Raw genomic sequence first — 16,058 nt, forward strand, 5'->3', positions numbered from 1 at the left:
ATGAAAAAGAAAATTTCAACTAAGAATTGGGCTTTACTTATAGGAGCATATATTAATATAATTTTGTTTCTTGGACATTTAATTTGTCTTATTTTTCTTGAGACGATTTTTAAATTTTATGGTATAGCCGATTTAATGAACAGATTTGCAGAAACTTATGGTAATAGTTTCCCATATATTATCACAATAATTATTTCATTATGTTTCCTGGCTTGTGCTTTATACGCACTGTCGGCATGTGGCATCATCTTTAGGCTTCCACTTATCCGAGAAGTCATCTTTGTCATCGCAATAATATTTATCATGCGTGCCTTGTGGGGCATATCAATCATGGTAAACCATTTTACATACCTTGAATTATCATCCACATCAGCTTCCATGATTATTGGACTTTTATATCTATTTGGAGGGATAAAGGCTTTGAAAGAAAAAACTAAAAATACGAGAATATGAAGAATGAACAACAATGTGAGAAATGTTCAATGAGGGCAAAATATGATATTAACCCTAAATCGCTAACAGGCCGCTTTTGGCGTTGGCACATCAACTTTTGTCCAGGATGGAATCGTTACATGAAATCTCTAGACGAAGATTCACGCAGGTCGTTGTGTGAAAAATACAAATTGAAAAAAAAATATTTGCAATCTAATTATGAATCCAAAACAAATATATCCACGCAAAGGAAATAACGGAACAGAGAGTGTTTATCTCAAATCCGTAGTAAAAGACCCCGACATCATAGTAGGTGACTTCACAATGTATAATGATTTTGTGAACGATCCACGTGATTTTGAGCACAACAATGTGCTCTATCATTATCCATTATGCAACAAAGAAAAACTTGTGATTGGCAAATACTGCTCTATAGCATGTGGCGCGAAGTTTATGTTTACAGGAGGAAATCATTCTTTGAAGTCTCTTTCCACTTATCCATTCCCAGTTTTCCCTGGAGAATGGGGGCTAGATGAATGGGATGTAGCCCGAGCATGGGACAATAATGGTGACATCATTATCGGTAATGATGTATGGATTGGCTATGAAGCCATCATCATGCAAGGTGTAACTATTGGCGATGGAGCGATAGTTGGCACACGTGCTGTTGTAACAAAAGACGTAGCACCTTATTCTATCGTTGGAGGAGTACCTGCAAAGGAAATCCGCAAACGATTTGATAATGATACTATAAAGAAGTTACAGGATATGCAGTGGTGGAACTGGGCTGATGAAAAAGTGAAAGATAATTTAGAAAATATAATAAACGGAGATATTAACAAACTGGAAAAATAAGACTACATGAAAGAAATAGATCCACAACAAACTAAACGAGCTGTTGCTTTTGAATTATGGAAGAAAGCACCCATGCCAATGGTAACGATTTTCAAGACCTTGAACGTCAAGCGTCTTGTAAAATTAGCACACAAGTCTGGATATAAATTCAACATGCTTATGTGTTGGTGCATAGGAAAGGCTGCATCAGATATTGAAGAGTTTCATTTGTTGCCGGTTAATAGGAAATTGATACAATTCGATAAGCTCGGAATAAATATCGTTGTAAAGACCAAAGATGGCAAAATCAACACCTGTGACATTCCCTTCTCCGATGACATTGAGTTGTTTTGCAGTAATTATCTACGACTGACTAAACTAGTATACGAAACTGGCAATGCACATAATTTAGGTGATGATTATATGATAATAGGCACTTCTGCACTTGTCAAATATGATATTGACGGCATTGTAAACCTCTATTCTGGAATTTTCAACAATCCTTTTATGGCATGGGGAAAATATAAACGAAGATGGATGAAAACAACACTATCGATATCTTTCCAGTTTCATCACACACAGATGGATGGTGAGCAAGCATGCATATTTCTTGAGAAGTTGCAAAACATAATTAATAAATACAACATCTTATAACAAACAATGCTATGGACATAATCACAATTACAAAAGAAAATCTAAAGAATGAGCATATATGCTGTGCTATATCGAATAAAGAAGATATTCAAGTGACATCCAAGAAATCATGGATAGCCGAAAGACTTGATGAGGGTCTTGTTTTCAAGAAAGGAAATGTAAGAGGTAAATGTTTCATTGAATACATCCCTGCCGAGAAAGCATGGGCTCCTATTGAGGCCCCAGGATATATGTACATAGACTGTTTGTGGGTGAGTGGACAGTTTAAGGGACAAGGTAACTCAAGTATGCTACTTGAAGAGTGCATACGTGACAGCAAAGAAAAGGGAATGAAGGGATTAGTTATATTATCATCAAAAAAGAAGATGCCATTTATTGCTGATCCAAAATACCTCCGCCACAAAGGATTTAAACTCGCAGATACTGCCGAGCCATATTTCGAACTGCTATATCTTCCATTCGATAATACAGCAGAAATACCTAAATTCAAACAATCGGTCAAGAATACTACGATACAAGGAAAAGGAATGGTGCTGTACTATACAGCTCAATGCCCATTCACTGCAAAATATGCCCCATTGATAGAAGTTGTCGCAAATGAAAATGACATTTCGTTCAAGTCTGTCAAAATTGAAACAGCAGCAGAAGCTCAGAATGCGCCATCCCCATTTACTACTTATTGCCTCTTCTATAAAGGGAAATTTGTCACTCATGAAATATTGTCGGAAAACAAATTTTTAAAGATAGCAAAGGCTTTGACCAGCGAATAATATCACTAATTATGTCTGAGATTCACCGAATTTAATATTACATTCACCGATCGTAATACATTAGTTCACCGATAAGGTATTGCAAAACAATCAATTAGTTTATACCTTTGTATCATCAAAATATTAGGGAGCAAAGAATGCTATTGAATATTTTTTGATAGAATAATAAACATATAAATATAAAATTATGGAAAGAAGCAATTCTAAAAATTTTGTTTTGGGGACCGTTTTCATTGCAGTAGGTGTGATATACCTATTATCAAATTTGGGGCTATTTCCTGAGGCGTGGAAAAGTATTATTGTCTCATGGCAGTCGTTAATCTTATTATGGAGCGCTATCGCTATATATAAACATCATTATGTAAGTGGATTAGTTCTAGCTATTATTGGTATTTGGTTTCTTATGCCAGAATTATCTCCCATTTTGGGATTCAGCTATTCTGAAGCAACACTGCATGCCACATTCTGGCCAGTAATTATCATAGCAATAGGTTTATTAATTATATTTCATAGGCACAATCATCATAGATTTCATCATAACAGTTGTAGAATGAAAAGTAATATAGGTTCTAAAGACGGTAAGGTAGATTATAATCTTGTCATGAACGGTATTGATGAAATATTTTTAGAACCAGTATTCTACGGAGGTGAGATAAGTACGATTATGGGAGGTGCAAAACTAGACTTACGCAGAACAACACTCCCTGAAGGTGACACAACACTTAAAATTAGTTCTATTTGTGGTGGTGTAACACTATTATTGCCATTAGATTGGAATGTTAAGGTTAATAGCGATTCTATCTTAGGTGGCTTCGGTGATCATAGACGTACTAACGGAGTAAACAACGACAGACGCCTGATTATAGACGCCAGCTTCATATTAGGTGGAGGAAGTATAGAATAATGGAAAATCCGATACTACATAACTCATTAACGCGTCAGCATCACATATTTCTATCCGTGTTGCTGGGTGTTGCTTATGCATTGAGTTTTGGATTATCCTTTAGTCTCTCACCCATTGGTATTAGTGCTGATGCTATAATAAGCTCTTTACTGCTTTTTTGTGAAGCTGTGATTTTATGGAGCATATTTACATATAGCCGTATTGAAATTCTAGGCTTTTATCAGTCTGTGACTATACATATTGCTTATGCACTTTTGTCTGTCACAATAATGGTATTATTAGAATATCTAGTTATGACTGAATTTGCAAAAGAAAGCTTATCAATATATTTTCAATCATTGCCAGCAAGAGTTTTTTGCCTTATTGTCATTTATGCATCGTTCAGAAGATATTATATAAGTAATATGTCTGAGAATGATTTTGAGAATGATGAACATGCAGATATAGAGAGCAAATTAGAAACAGTGGTACCAATTGATGTTATTGAACGTATAACTGTCAAGGTTGGAACAAAAATAAAGGTAATACCTGTAGATGAAGTTATATACTTTAAAGCTGAAGATGATTATGTTTCTGTAGTTACAGATCAAGGGCACTGGCTTAAAAGCGAAAGACTTAAAGATTATGAAGAATCCCTACCAAGTAATGAGTTTGCAAGAGTACACCGCTCATATATTGTCAACATCAGTAAAATATCTAAAATAGAAAGGTATGGTCAGAAACAGATGTTGTCTCTTAACAATGGTGAGCAGATAAGAATAAGTCTGACAGGATATAAGATTTTAAAAGAAAAGTTGAAATTATAAAATTATATCAATATGAAACATCAAATTTTAATATTCACAACTTCGGTTTCAAAGAAAAAACAGATAAAACATATAAAGACTTTGTTGAAAAATAGTTTCAAAATATTTCATATCAGTTTAGATTTTGAAGACTGGGAGAAAGTTCTAAAAGTAGAATGCAGTGACGTTTCTGAATTGGAGATAATATCGAAACTACGTACTATAAATATTAATGCAGCTGTTCTCAATCATTGATTATTATAATCCCCCAGTAAATGGGCTAACTAAGAAAAGTTTTTTTAATGCCACTAATATCACTTTGTCACAAACCCTTTATTTATCGGGCTTCAGCCAGTGACATCAAGTGACATTATCGGGCTAAAAGTGACATTAAACAGTAAATTGCACCTATTTTTGGCGATTTTTGGCTCAGTCGTAAAAGTCTGTAGATAGCCTTCCACTTTGCGAGTCTATCCACGGACTTTTACAACTGAGCCATTATATATTAAAGTTTCTTCAATATCGTTTCCCTAAGTTTGATCCGTGTACTTTTCAATATGTGTAAAAAGGTGAAAGGCGCATAAGATTCTGAATAAAAGGGAAGACTAATTTTAATTTTAGGCAAGTTCAAAATAGAAGCAAGAGAATGTCCACTACAATCGGTGGTAAGGTACTTCTATAATAACTATCATGTGTATCTTTTGGCATGGTATTTGAATTATATACAGCATCGTTACCTAAGACAAAAGCACTCTTCTTTTGTAGGAAAGTAATATTAGCTTGTTTCTATGAAAACAAAAAGGAAATGCGGACAGTTCTATTTTGGTAAATACCATACCATAACGAAAGGGTTGTTGTAAAAATAAAAAGTTGGTCACCACAATTAAAAAAGAAAAAATGAAAGTTTATAGAATTGGAGGATCATCAATTGATTCAATAGAAAAGATAAAGAGTGTAGCAAATGTCCTCCGTGACGATGCTCCTAAAGTCGTTGTTCTCTCTGCTCCATCAGAGACTGTAATCAGTTTACAAAGAATAGCTGCTTGTTTTTTTAGTCACGAAATAGAGAAAGCGCATGAGGCGATTACGCGACTGGAATTTAAGATTTTTGAATTTCTAAATAACCTACTGAATACAGAGGGTATTAGAGAACGCGCACTAAACTATATACTCAGTTGTTTGCGTGTGATTTGGACTTTCGCCAGGGAAACATTAAAGCCTATTGAAGAAAAGCAGATTGTTGCACAAGGCGAACTCATTACTTCTGCTTTGTTTAGTTACTACCTCGAAGAACAAGGGGTGAAAAATTCATTTCTTCTCTCTACAGAATTTCTAAAGAAGGGTACTGACAGAAACCTGGATATGAATTATCTGAAAAGTCATCTAAAAGATATTCTTTTAGTTCATAAAGATACTCCGACCCTCATCACACAGGGCGATATTTGCGTAAATGCTTACGGTAAAATCGATAATCTGAACAATAAAGAAAGTAACTATAGTGCTTTCTCCATAGGTGCAGCTTTAGAAGCAGAGGAAGTGAAAATATGGAAAGATACAGATAGTATTTGTAGTCCCAATTCAGCTAAATAGCTCATCTTTTAATTTATTTAGTCTTCATAAAAAACAGATGGATAAAATACTTATTGTGGATGACGAAGCACAGATTCGGAAACATCTCACTCGCTTAATGGAACTTGAAGGATATGAAGTGCTCAGTGCAGCAGACTGTAGGTCAGCTTTAAAATTACTGGAGTTTCATGCCCCAGAAGTAGTTATTTGTGACGTGTCCTTACCAGATGGAAATGGAATAAAGCTTGTTACAAATATAAAAAAGAGAGATCCCAAAATAGAAATCGTTTTACTCACGGCTCATGGCAATATACCCGATTGCGTGCAAGCAATTAAAAATGGAGCATTCGATTATATAACCAAAGGAAATGACAATAATAAGATTATTCCATTGGTTAGTAGGGCTATGGAAAAGGCAAGAACGAATAATTTAGTGAAAAAAAAGGAGAGTAAGGCTTGTGCAATGTATTCTTTAGACTCTATTTTAGGGCATTCTAAAGAGATAAGAGAAGTTCAGTCTTTGGCATTAAAGGTTTCTGTAACTGATGTCCCTGTCTTATTAACAGGAGAAACAGGAACCGGTAAAGAAGTTTTTGCTCAAGCTATTCATCAGAATAGTTCCAGAAAAAATAATAATTTTGTGGCTGTGAACTGTTCTTCATTTAGTAAAGAACTATTGGAAAGCGAGATGTTTGGTCATAAAACAGGTTCGTTTACAGGTGCTTTGAAAGATAAAAAAGGATTGTTTGAAGAGGCTAATAATGGAACACTATTCTTAGATGAGATAGGAGAAATGGCCTTTGAATTACAGGCCAAATTGCTACGTATATTAGAAACCGGTGAGTATATTAAATTAGGTGAAACCAAACCCACAAAAGTGAATGTACGTATTATTGCAGCAACTAATCGTGATTTAAAGGCCGAAATAGAGAAAGGAAACTTTCGTGAAGATTTGTTTTATCGCCTTTCTGTTTTCCAGATTCATCTACCTTCCCTTCGAGAGCGAAAAGAAGACATTGAGATCTTTGCACAATTTTTTGTGCATTTCTTTTCAGAGAAACTTGGATATCCACAAATTAATCTTACAGAAAAAGTGATAAGCATATTTAAAGAATATCCATGGAAGGGGAATATTCGAGAACTTCGCAATGTGATTGAAAGAAGCTTGATTGTGAGTGACAACAACTGCATTGAACCGAAAGATCTTCCACTTGATATGCATAATATGCATATGGAAAATTCCGATGGCAAAGGATTATCTGAATTTGATATGGGGGCCATGGAATGTCGTCATATAGCACGTGTATTACAATATACTCAAGGAAATAAAAGCGAAGCTGCCCGTTTGCTAAAAATAGGGCTTACGACACTTTACCGAAAGATCGAAGAATATAAACTCTAAAAGTTTTCAAAACGAGTTAACCGTTTATCCAAAATGGAAAGGGCTCACCTGCAAATGCAGGTGAGCCCTTTTTAGTTAAGTGCCTGTTATTAAGCGTTTTAGATACCATTCGCATCGGTTGGCATAATTTTGGCATATACTTATGCAAACATATTAATAACAATATAAAACAAAAAAGAAATGAATGAAATTTTAGGAATTAGTATTTGCTGTTTAATTGGTGCAGCTTGCTTCGTGATTTTTTTTAAGAGTGTAGAATGGTTTGAAAAAATTTAAAGAAAAGGAGGATCAATATTATGTTTACATTATCATTTATCTTTGGTATTGGTATCTTCATCTATTTGATGTATGTGCTAATAAAGCCCGAGAAATTTTGAAACAGAGATAAAACAAATAAATTAAATTCAGACATAAATGAATACAGAATTAATTGGAATTATTGCACAGATCGTGCTTATGATTGGCTTAGCTTGGCCATTAGGCAAGTACATCTCAAAAGTTTATAAAGGAGAAAAAAGTTGGTCCGACTTTATGAATCCGTTGGAAAACTTCCTATATAAAATTTGCGGAATCAACTCGAAAGAAGAAATGAATTGGAAGCATTTCTTGAAAGCTTTGCTTACGTTGAACTTTTTCCTGTTTTTTTGGGGTATGCTTTTACTGGTTTGCCAGTCGTGGTTGCCACTTAATCCGGACGGCAATTCTTCGCAGTCCTTTCACCAAGCATTCAACACTAGTATCAGCTTTTTAGTAAATTGCGATTTACAGCACTATAGTGGTGAAAGTGGGCTAACCTACTTTACCCAGTTGTTTGTCGTTATGCTGTTCCAGTTTATAACCGCAGCGACCGGCATGGCAGCTATGGCAGGCATTATGCGTTCAATGGCAGCCAAGAGCACAAAAACCATAGGTAACTTTTGGTATTTTCTTGTTCGCAGTTGTACTCGCATCTTGTTGCCGTTATCCTTAATTGTTGGCTTTATCATTATTCTGCAAGGTACACCAATGGGCTTTGATGGAAAAATGGATATAACAACGTTGGAAGGTGCTAAGCAAACTATATCGCAAGGCCCCACTGCTGCAATTGTTGCTATCAAGCAATTAGGTACCAATGGAGGAGGTTATTTTGGCGCTAACTCTGCACATCCCCTTGAAAACCCAAGCTATCTAACCAATATGGTTGAGTGTATAAGCCTTTTGCTTATTCCAATGGCGATGATATTTGCATTAGGCTTTACTCTAAAACGCAAAAAACTAGCTTACAGCATATTTGCTGTGATGTTGCTTGCCTTTTTAGTGAGTACCAGTATCAATGTTTATCAAGAGATGCATGGCAATCCACGATTAGAGGCGATGGGCATTACTCAACATGGTGGATCTATGGAAGGCAAAGAAGTCCGTTTTGGGTCCGGAGCTACCGCTCTCTGGAGTTCTGCAACCACAGTTACTTCTAATGGCTCTGTGAATGGCATGCACGATAGCATGATGCCATTGAGTGGAATGACCGAGATGCTTAACATGCAAATTAACTCATGGTTTGGAGGAGTTGGTGTAGGTTTCTTGAACTATTATGTCTTCATCATTATCACCGTGTTTATCAGTGGGCTGATGGTGGGGCGTACCCCTGAACTTTTAGGCAAAAAGGTAGAAGCTCGAGAAATGAAGATTGCCACAATCTTAGCACTCTTTCATCCCTTCCTAATTCTAGTCGGCACAGCACTTTCAGCATGGATGTTTGTACATACATCTGGATATGTAGCAGGAGAGGGCGGATGGCTTAACAATCCCGGTTTTCATGGATTGAGTGAGATGTTTTACGAATTCACGTCATCATCGGCCAACAATGGCTCAGGCTTTGAAGGCTTGGTTGACAATACTCTATTCTGGAACATATCCACCGGACTTGTGATGATTCTGAGTCGCTTCATTCCTATAATAGGACAGGTTGCTATAGCCGGGCTCCTAGCTAAGAAGAAGTACATTCCAGAAGGTGCTGGAACGTTAAAAATAGATACTGCGACATTTGGGGTGATGACATTTGCTGTTATTTTCATAATTGCAGCCCTTTCATTTTTCCCAATACAGGCATTAAGCACTATCGCAGAACATTTTAGTTTGTAGAATAAGATATTGAAAAAGATATGAAAAAGAATGAATCTGCCTCCTTATTTCAAAAGGAGCAAGTAAAGGAAAGCCTTAAACAATCATTCGTGAAATTGAATCCACGAATAATGATTAAGAACCCAATTATGTTCACCGTAGAGGTCTCTACATTTACTATGTTGTTGGTTACGCTTTATTCTATGGGTAATCCATCACAAGGGTCGTTCGGATACAACCTGTTTGTCTTCATAATGCTACTTCTAACGCTCCTCTTTGCAAATTTTGCAGAGGCAATTGCCGAAGCACGCGGTAAAGCACAAACCGACAGTTTACGTAAGACACGTGAAGATACGCCGGCTAAGAAAATAGTGAATGGAAAAATTGTCATAGTTAGCAGCTCGACACTTAAAAAAGGAGATATCTTTATTTGTGAAGCGGGCGATATTATCCCTTCAGATGGAGAAATAACAGAAGGCATAGCCTCTATCGATGAGAGTGCTATTACGGGAGAGAGTGCACCGGTAATTCGGGAGTCAGGTGGTGATAAAAGTTCCATAACTGGTGGTACAAAAGTACTATCTGATGAAATTAAAGTACTAGTTACCACCGAACCTGGAGAGAGCTTTCTCGACAAAATGATTGCCTTAGTAGAGGGCGCTTCACGACAGAAAACACCCAACGAAATAGCATTAACCATCTTGTTGGCAGGTTTTACATTGGTGTTTGTCATTGTATGCCTCACCTTAAAACCTTTTGGCGACTACACCGGAGCTACCCTTACCATAGCCTCTCTGATTTCTTTGTTTGTGTGCCTGATTCCTACCACTATTGGGGGGCTACTTTCCGCTATCGGTATTGCCGGAATGGATCGCGCCTTGCGTGCCAACGTTATTACCAAATCAGGCAAAGCTGTAGAAACAGCAGGCGATATTGATGTTCTTTTACTCGATAAAACCGGAACTATTACCATTGGTAATCGCAAAGCTACGAAGTTCTATCCTACACAAAGCAGCTCAATGGATGTTAGTTTTACCGATTTTGTAAAATATTGCATGCTTTCTTCGGCTTCAGACGATACTCCTGAAGGGAAATCAATTATTGCATTAGGTCATGAAAACAATCTGCGGATGAGAGATCTCGATACCACGGGAGCCCATATGGTGAAGTTCTCTGCCGAAACCAAATGTAGCGGTATAAATCTGACCGATGGAACTGAAATTCGAAAAGGAGCTTTTGAGACCATTCGAATGATGGTAGAAGAAGCTGGCAATTCCTTTCCTCAGGATACAAAACAGCAAGTTCAGTCCATCTCCAAGAACGGAGGTACACCACTTGTAGTCTGCATCAATAAGAAAATAGCAGGAGTTATAGAACTACAGGACATCATAAAACCCGGAATTCAGGAACGTTTTGAACGCTTACGCAAAATGGGAGTAAAAACAGTAATGGTAACCGGTGATAACCCCCTTACTGCGAAGTATATTGCAGAGAAAGCCGGAGTTGATGATTTCATCGCAGAAGCCAAACCTGAAGATAAGATGAATTATATTAAGAAGGAACAGAATGCAGGCAAACTGGTAGCCATGATGGGCGATGGAACCAATGATGCGCCCGCGTTAGCACAAGCCAATGTAGGAATTGCCATGAATAGTGGAACACAAGCAGCCAAGGAAGCTGGAAATATGGTGGATCTAGATAATGATCCCACTAAGCTAATAGAAATCGTAGAAATTGGAAAACAGTTGCTCATGACCAGAGGAACACTAACCACCTTCTCCATCGCGAATGATGTGGCCAAATATTTTGCCATAGTTCCTGCCTTGTTTATGATTGCTATTCCCGAACTTTCAGCATTAAACATTATGCATTTGCATAGTCCGGAAAGTGCCATCCTGAGTGCCGTTATCTTCAATGCTATCATTATCCCTATCCTAATTCCATTAGCACTAAGAGGTGTGCAATATAAGCCAATTGGAGCCTCGGCTTTACTTCGCCGTAATTTGCTTATTTACGGTCTAGGAGGTGTAATCGCTCCATTTATCGGAATAAAATTAATAGATATTTTTATCGGTCTTTTATTCTAACTTATTAAAATATAGAAAAGATGAAAAATTTAATAAAGTCAATCAAACTAACTCTTGCATTTTGTGTGATACTCGCTATAGTATATGTATTTGTACTCTGGATTTTTGCTCGCCTTACAAACTCAAATAAAGGAAATGCCGAATTAGTAACACTCCACGAGAAAGTAGTGGGTGCTACTAATATAGGTCAGTCCTTTACCAAAGAAACCTACTTTTGGGGACGTCCTTCATCAGCAGGTAAAGGCTATGATGCAACAAGTTCTTGTGGAAGTAATAAAGGCCCCACGAACAAAGAGTATTTGTTAGTTGTAAAAGCTCGCATTGATACCTTCTTAGTACATCACCCTTATTTACAGCGAAAGCAAGTGCCTGCCGAAATGGTTACAGGAAGTGGTTCCGGGCTTGATCCCGATATTACTCCGGAATGTGCCTATATACAAGTAAAGCGGGTAGCGATGGCCCGAGGCTTAAACGAAATGAAAGTGAAGTCCATTGTAGATGAAGCTGTCGAAGGCCCATTTTTAGGAATTTTTGGTACGGCAAAAGTAAATGTACTCAAACTAAATGTCGCACTTGATCAAAACAACAAATAATATAATTACATAAAAAAACAAAGTTATGAACAAAGAAAAAAAATCATTTTTAAGGATTTTATCGGCAACCGTTGTCTTCTTTTGTGTGCCAACCATTTTTTGTAATGCGCAAGAAGATCGCAAAGTTAATATTAGCTTGCAAGGCGATATTGTCAGCTCATACGTTTGGCGTGGAATGTACGAGTCTGGGGCTTCGGTTCAGCCTAGTTTAGGGATGACAGCCGGGAACTTCTCGTTAACTGCTTGGGGTAGTACAGATGTTACTGGACAGGGATATAAAGAAGCCGATGTTACTGCTGCTTATACCCTTAATGGCATTACTGCCTCAGTAGTAGACTATTGGTGGGGAGGTCAGTCTGGCATTTATAACACTCATAAAAACGGGAATAATCATTATTTCCAGTTAGATAATCACCAAACAGATCATATTCTAGAAGCAGGGTTATCCTACACTTTGCCAATAAAGAAGATGCCTTTAAGTTTTTCATGGTACACAATGATTTGGGGATCGGATAAGAAGACCAATGCTAAAGGAGAGGTTAAAAACGCATATTCCTCTTATGGAGAAGTCGCTTACCCATTTACTGTTAAAGATGTAAGTTTAAATGCAGCAGTTGGCTTCAGTCCATTTGAATCACCTGCAAACTACAAAAACGAGAGTTTTGCTATTACCAATGTGTCTCTTAAAGCCTCTAAGAACATTCAAATCACTGATAAATTTTCGTTGCCTATTTTCACCCAACTTATATGGAATCCTAACAGAGAAGATGTACATTTTGTATTTGGAGTCACACTGAAGTAGTACTTTCTTACTACAAAATTTAAATCTCAAGAGGTGGACTTTCTTTAAATTCCGTCTCTTGAGATTTGTACAATATAGTGCTATCTAGAGTATCTCTTTTTACTAATCAATCTGCATTCATGCTAAAATGGGGTAACTATTATGTTAACATGAAAAGGCTGTTAGCCTTCCAATCGGAATTGTATTATTATACATCCTTGGAAACTAGTGTATTGCAATGAATCTACAACTTTAGCACAGATTTGGAATAAAAAAAATAATAACATCGTGTAAAAATGGAAATTATGGGAACTATATTTGGATTTGTATTCTGTTGCATTATTGATGCATACTGTTTAGATCTTTTCCCAAAGGATTGGTTTAAGAAGAAAAAGGATTGATAATCATTTGTTTACCTACATCAGGCAATATCCTTTTTCACGTTAGGTAATTGAATTACCTAACGTGGGTAATAGAGTTGTTCACGTTGTGTAACCCGATTACCTACGTTGGGTAATCGGATTACACACGTGCTGAGGTAATTCGATTACACACATGTTGGTGTAATCGAATTACCCAAAAGCTGTGAAAATTTAGGTAATCGTTTGTGTGCTCTGTTAATATATTTATTTGCACCTTTCAAAATTATTTTCTTATGTTTATATATGTACGGAGTAGATCTTGAATTAATCATGTTATTCTGGAAGTCCGCGTTTATATTCGATAAAACTTTATAAGAGCAAACATGTATTATGTTAATAGCATAATTGCGAAAAAAACGCTAAAAACAGGTGTGATTTCCAGTTTAATGTCACTTTTAACCCGATAATGTCACTTAATGTCACTGGCTGAAGCCCGATAAATAAAGGGTTTGTGGCAAAGTGACATTAGTGGCATTAAAAAAACTTTTCTGGTAGAACGTACAGTATAAAAGAGGCTTATTTGATCTTCTTTATCAATGACAATCCGTCACGAATTGGTAATATCACCTTTTCTACCCTATCATCAGCAGCTACATGATCATTGAAATTTCTTATGCCAATAGTCTGTCGGTCACGATCATAAGCAGGATCTATTACATGTCCGTCCCATAATGTATTATCAGCAAGTATATATCCACCTTTGCGCAATATCTTCATTGTCATCTCATAGGTTTCTATATAAGTACGTTTGTCTCCGTCAATAAAAGCCATATCGAAGTCTATCCCTAATTTGGGTGCAAGGATGTTTGCATCACCGATATTAAAAACTATCTTATCAGCAACGTCAGAACCTTCAATCCATTTTCTAGTGAAATCTTCCATTTCATCATTGATCTCAAACGTGTAGATCTTTCCGTCGCTATCCAGTCCGTTAGCCATACTTATGGCACTGTATCCGCTAAAAGTACCAACCTCAAGAATATTCTTAGGTTTAATCATGCCAACAAGCATCTTCAAAAGCTGTCCCTGAATATGTCCACTTGCCATACGACCATGAACTGTATGTATATTGGTTGCCCTATAAAGGCTAAACAAATATTCGCTTTCCGGATCGATGTGCTTTGCGATATAATTATTAATGTCTTCCTCAACACTTTGCAGTGCTGGGACATTTATTTCCCCATGTCTATTCATTACTATTTCTTTTCAGGTATATTAGCTAATATTCCCTGTATTCCCATGTCATATCCAGCAAATCCGAATCCACAAATTACACCAAGACATGCAGGACTTAGATATGAATAATGACGGAACTCCTCTCGCTTATGAACATTACTGATATGAACTTCAACAACTGGACACTTCAAACTTCGAATACAGTCTTGCAAGGCAATACTAGTATGTGTATATGCGCCGGCATTAAGAACGATTCCATCATAAGAGAATCCTACTTCCTGCAATTTATCTATGAGTTCGCCTTCAATATTGCTTTGATAATATTCTATTTCAATATCAGGATATTTCGCCTTAAGCTGTGGAAGGTAGCTCTCAAAAGAGCTACTGCCATATATACCTGGTTCACGAACTCCAAGCAGATTGAGGTTTGGACCATTAATGATTTGAATCTTCATAATCTTAAGAATATATTGTTTTATTTTGTATCAGCTACGGCTTGCACTACTCTACCTTCGGTCAAGATAGGCGGCGTCTCAACAATAAAAATAAAAATGCTTTTTATTTTGTATTGTCTTCGACTTGCACTATCTTTGCAAAAATAATAAAATAAATGGAAACAGGCAAGAATTATTCTACTAATATTCTAAGGGCTTATCAGAGATATCTGAAATTGCAACGTAATTACTCTGTAAATACAATTGACGCTTATAAACATGACATAAAATGCCTGCTTGATTATAGTCTTAAAATAGGGAAAAACGTATTGCAGTTACAACTTGAAGATTTACAGAATTTTGCTGCCACTATTCATGAAAAAGGTATTGGTCCAACATCACAAGCAAGAATACTTAGCGGAGTAAGATCTTTCTATCGGTATATGCTGTTAGACGGATATATAGACGCTGATCCCGCAGAGTTACTTGAATCACCAAATCTAGGAAAACATCTACCAGAGGTCTTGTCTACTCCAGAAGTAGACAAACTTGAAAAAGGAATAGATCTCACGACTAAAGAAGGACAACGCAACAAAGCAATAATAGAAGTTTTGTTCTCATGTGGATTACGAGTTTCAGAACTTGTAAACTTAAAACTGTCTCAATTATTTCTTGACGAGGGATTTGTTCAGGTAATAGGCAAAGGAAGTAAAGAACGCCTTGTACCCATCTCACGACGGGCAATAAAGGAACTGAGCCTGTGGTTTTATGACCGAAAACAGCTAGATATCAAAACCGGTGAAGAAGATTACGTATTTCTTAATCGTCGAGGCAGTCATCTTACACGTACGATGATACTTATAATGATAAAAAAGCAAGCAGAAAAAGCTGGCATTAAAAAGACAATATCACCACACACCATGCGCCACAGTTTTGCAACTGCCTTGTTGAAAGGTGGCGCAGATCTTCGTGCCATACAGGCAATGCTAGGGCACGAAGATATAGGGACAACTGAAATATACACTCACATTGATATTACTACACTTAGGCAGGAAATTCTTGAACATCACCCACGAAACATCAGATCAAAGAAGAAATAATTTTGTTGTCAGCAT

At 36.8% G+C, this 16,058-nt stretch carries 17 protein-coding genes; 15 read left to right on the top strand and 2 right to left on the bottom strand.

The genetic code is table 11. The features are described from left to right. The 14 genes from HEQ28_RS09780 (at position 1) to HEQ28_RS09845 (ending at position 12,932) form a co-directional block, all read left to right on the top strand. The gene (locus HEQ28_RS09780; protein WP_434502046.1) at positions 1–453 is read left to right on the top strand and encodes a hypothetical protein; all 453 of its coding nucleotides are present in this window, start codon (positions 1–3) and stop codon (positions 451–453) included. A 198-nt stretch (positions 454–651) separates the two neighbouring features. Then, positions 652–1,287, top strand: coding sequence for a CatB-related O-acetyltransferase (locus HEQ28_RS09785; protein ID WP_434502047.1), 636 nt, complete (start codon positions 652–654; stop codon positions 1,285–1,287). A gap of 6 nt (positions 1,288–1,293) precedes the next feature. Beyond that, positions 1,294–1,920 carry a CatA-like O-acetyltransferase, family 2 gene (locus tag HEQ28_RS09790; RefSeq protein ID WP_434502048.1) on the top strand — a complete coding sequence of 209 codons (627 nt, stop codon included), beginning with the start codon at positions 1,294–1,296 and terminating at the stop codon, positions 1,918–1,920. 11 nt (positions 1,921–1,931) lie between these two features. Further along, complete coding sequence (locus tag HEQ28_RS09795; protein ID WP_434502049.1) at positions 1,932–2,690, top strand: N-acetyltransferase; 759 nt, start codon at positions 1,932–1,934, stop codon at positions 2,688–2,690. A 187-nt stretch (positions 2,691–2,877) separates the two neighbouring features. Beyond that, the gene (locus HEQ28_RS09800) at positions 2,878–3,594 is read left to right on the top strand and encodes a LiaF transmembrane domain-containing protein (RefSeq protein WP_018464010.1); all 717 of its coding nucleotides are present in this window, start codon (positions 2,878–2,880) and stop codon (positions 3,592–3,594) included. Continuing rightward, a complete protein-coding gene (locus HEQ28_RS09805; RefSeq protein ID WP_434502050.1) occupies positions 3,594–4,400 on the top strand; it encodes a LytR/AlgR family response regulator transcription factor in 807 nt (268 codons plus the stop codon). Before HEQ28_RS09800 ends, HEQ28_RS09805 begins: the two co-directional genes overlap by 1 nt. A 12-nt stretch (positions 4,401–4,412) precedes the next feature. After that, positions 4,413–4,634 carry a hypothetical protein gene (locus HEQ28_RS09810; protein ID WP_434502051.1) on the top strand — a complete coding sequence of 74 codons (222 nt, stop codon included), beginning with the start codon at positions 4,413–4,415 and terminating at the stop codon, positions 4,632–4,634. A 642-nt stretch (positions 4,635–5,276) separates the two neighbouring features. Further along, entirely contained in the window at positions 5,277–5,969 is a 693-nt protein-coding gene (locus HEQ28_RS09815; RefSeq protein ID WP_434502052.1) for an amino acid kinase family protein, read from the top strand. 37 nt (positions 5,970–6,006) lie between these two features. Further along, the gene (locus tag HEQ28_RS09820; RefSeq protein WP_434502053.1) at positions 6,007–7,350 is read left to right on the top strand and encodes a sigma-54-dependent transcriptional regulator; all 1,344 of its coding nucleotides are present in this window, start codon (positions 6,007–6,009) and stop codon (positions 7,348–7,350) included. A 296-nt stretch (positions 7,351–7,646) separates the two neighbouring features. Continuing rightward, on the top strand, positions 7,647–7,727 hold the full coding sequence (locus HEQ28_RS09825; RefSeq protein WP_434504453.1) for a potassium-transporting ATPase subunit F: 81 nt from the start codon (positions 7,647–7,649) through the stop codon (positions 7,725–7,727). A 37-nt stretch (positions 7,728–7,764) separates the two neighbouring features. Next, a complete protein-coding gene (gene kdpA, locus HEQ28_RS09830) occupies positions 7,765–9,471 on the top strand; it encodes a potassium-transporting ATPase subunit KdpA (protein WP_434502054.1) in 1,707 nt (568 codons plus the stop codon). 20 nt (positions 9,472–9,491) lie between these two features. Continuing rightward, positions 9,492–11,537 (top strand): potassium-transporting ATPase subunit KdpB, encoded by a 2,046-nt coding sequence (gene kdpB, locus HEQ28_RS09835; RefSeq protein WP_434502055.1) that lies wholly within the window; start codon positions 9,492–9,494, stop codon positions 11,535–11,537. Positions 11,538–11,557: 20 nt separating this feature from the next. Then, positions 11,558–12,130, top strand: a complete 573-nt coding sequence (locus HEQ28_RS09840) for a K(+)-transporting ATPase subunit C (RefSeq protein WP_434502056.1) — start codon at positions 11,558–11,560, stop codon at positions 12,128–12,130. 25 nt (positions 12,131–12,155) lie between these two features. After that, on the top strand, positions 12,156–12,932 hold the full coding sequence (locus tag HEQ28_RS09845) for a hypothetical protein (RefSeq protein ID WP_434502057.1): 777 nt from the start codon (positions 12,156–12,158) through the stop codon (positions 12,930–12,932). A 917-nt stretch (positions 12,933–13,849) separates the two neighbouring features. Here HEQ28_RS09845 and HEQ28_RS09850 read toward each other — a convergent pair. Both HEQ28_RS09850 and aroQ read right to left on the bottom strand, forming a co-directional pair. Then, positions 13,850–14,527 carry an O-methyltransferase gene (locus HEQ28_RS09850; protein ID WP_434502058.1) on the bottom strand — a complete coding sequence of 226 codons (678 nt, stop codon included), beginning with the start codon at positions 14,525–14,527 and terminating at the stop codon, positions 13,850–13,852. 2 nt (positions 14,528–14,529) lie between these two features. Then, the gene (gene aroQ, locus HEQ28_RS09855; protein ID WP_434502059.1) at positions 14,530–14,964 is read right to left on the bottom strand and encodes a type II 3-dehydroquinate dehydratase; all 435 of its coding nucleotides are present in this window, start codon (positions 14,962–14,964) and stop codon (positions 14,530–14,532) included. A 155-nt stretch (positions 14,965–15,119) separates the two neighbouring features. On the opposite strand from aroQ, the gene HEQ28_RS09860 reads away from it, so the two are divergent. Further along, positions 15,120–16,043 carry a site-specific tyrosine recombinase gene (locus tag HEQ28_RS09860; RefSeq protein WP_434502060.1) on the top strand — a complete coding sequence of 308 codons (924 nt, stop codon included), beginning with the start codon at positions 15,120–15,122 and terminating at the stop codon, positions 16,041–16,043. Positions 16,044–16,058 lie beyond the last annotated feature (15 nt).

This window comes from Prevotella sp., assembly GCF_051059605.1.
Classification (GTDB): domain Bacteria; phylum Bacteroidota; class Bacteroidia; order Bacteroidales; family Bacteroidaceae; genus Prevotella.

Bases quoted from the DNA above. Each gene is read 5' to 3' on its own strand.
- HEQ28_RS09780 (WP_434502046.1), top strand. From the start codon at position 1: ATGAAAAAGAAAATTTCAACTAAGAATTGGGCTTTACTTATAGGAGCA.
- HEQ28_RS09785 (WP_434502047.1), top strand. From the start codon at position 652: ATGAATCCAAAACAAATATATCCACGCAAAGGAAATAACGGAACAGAG.
- HEQ28_RS09790 (WP_434502048.1), top strand. From the start codon at position 1,294: ATGAAAGAAATAGATCCACAACAAACTAAACGAGCTGTTGCTTTTGAA.
- HEQ28_RS09795 (WP_434502049.1), top strand. From the start codon at position 1,932: ATGGACATAATCACAATTACAAAAGAAAATCTAAAGAATGAGCATATA.
- HEQ28_RS09800 (WP_018464010.1), top strand. From the start codon at position 2,878: ATGGAAAGAAGCAATTCTAAAAATTTTGTTTTGGGGACCGTTTTCATT.
- HEQ28_RS09805 (WP_434502050.1), top strand. From the start codon at position 3,594: ATGGAAAATCCGATACTACATAACTCATTAACGCGTCAGCATCACATA.
- HEQ28_RS09810 (WP_434502051.1), top strand. From the start codon at position 4,413: ATGAAACATCAAATTTTAATATTCACAACTTCGGTTTCAAAGAAAAAA.
- HEQ28_RS09815 (WP_434502052.1), top strand. From the start codon at position 5,277: ATGAAAGTTTATAGAATTGGAGGATCATCAATTGATTCAATAGAAAAG.
- HEQ28_RS09820 (WP_434502053.1), top strand. From the start codon at position 6,007: ATGGATAAAATACTTATTGTGGATGACGAAGCACAGATTCGGAAACAT.
- HEQ28_RS09825 (WP_434504453.1), top strand. From the start codon at position 7,647: ATGTTTACATTATCATTTATCTTTGGTATTGGTATCTTCATCTATTTG.
- kdpA (WP_434502054.1), top strand. From the start codon at position 7,765: ATGAATACAGAATTAATTGGAATTATTGCACAGATCGTGCTTATGATT.
- kdpB (WP_434502055.1), top strand. From the start codon at position 9,492: ATGAAAAAGAATGAATCTGCCTCCTTATTTCAAAAGGAGCAAGTAAAG.
- HEQ28_RS09840 (WP_434502056.1), top strand. From the start codon at position 11,558: ATGAAAAATTTAATAAAGTCAATCAAACTAACTCTTGCATTTTGTGTG.
- HEQ28_RS09845 (WP_434502057.1), top strand. From the start codon at position 12,156: ATGAACAAAGAAAAAAAATCATTTTTAAGGATTTTATCGGCAACCGTT.
- HEQ28_RS09850 (WP_434502058.1), bottom strand. From the start codon at position 14,527: ATGAATAGACATGGGGAAATAAATGTCCCAGCACTGCAAAGTGTTGAG.
- aroQ (WP_434502059.1), bottom strand. From the start codon at position 14,964: ATGAAGATTCAAATCATTAATGGTCCAAACCTCAATCTGCTTGGAGTT.
- HEQ28_RS09860 (WP_434502060.1), top strand. From the start codon at position 15,120: ATGGAAACAGGCAAGAATTATTCTACTAATATTCTAAGGGCTTATCAG.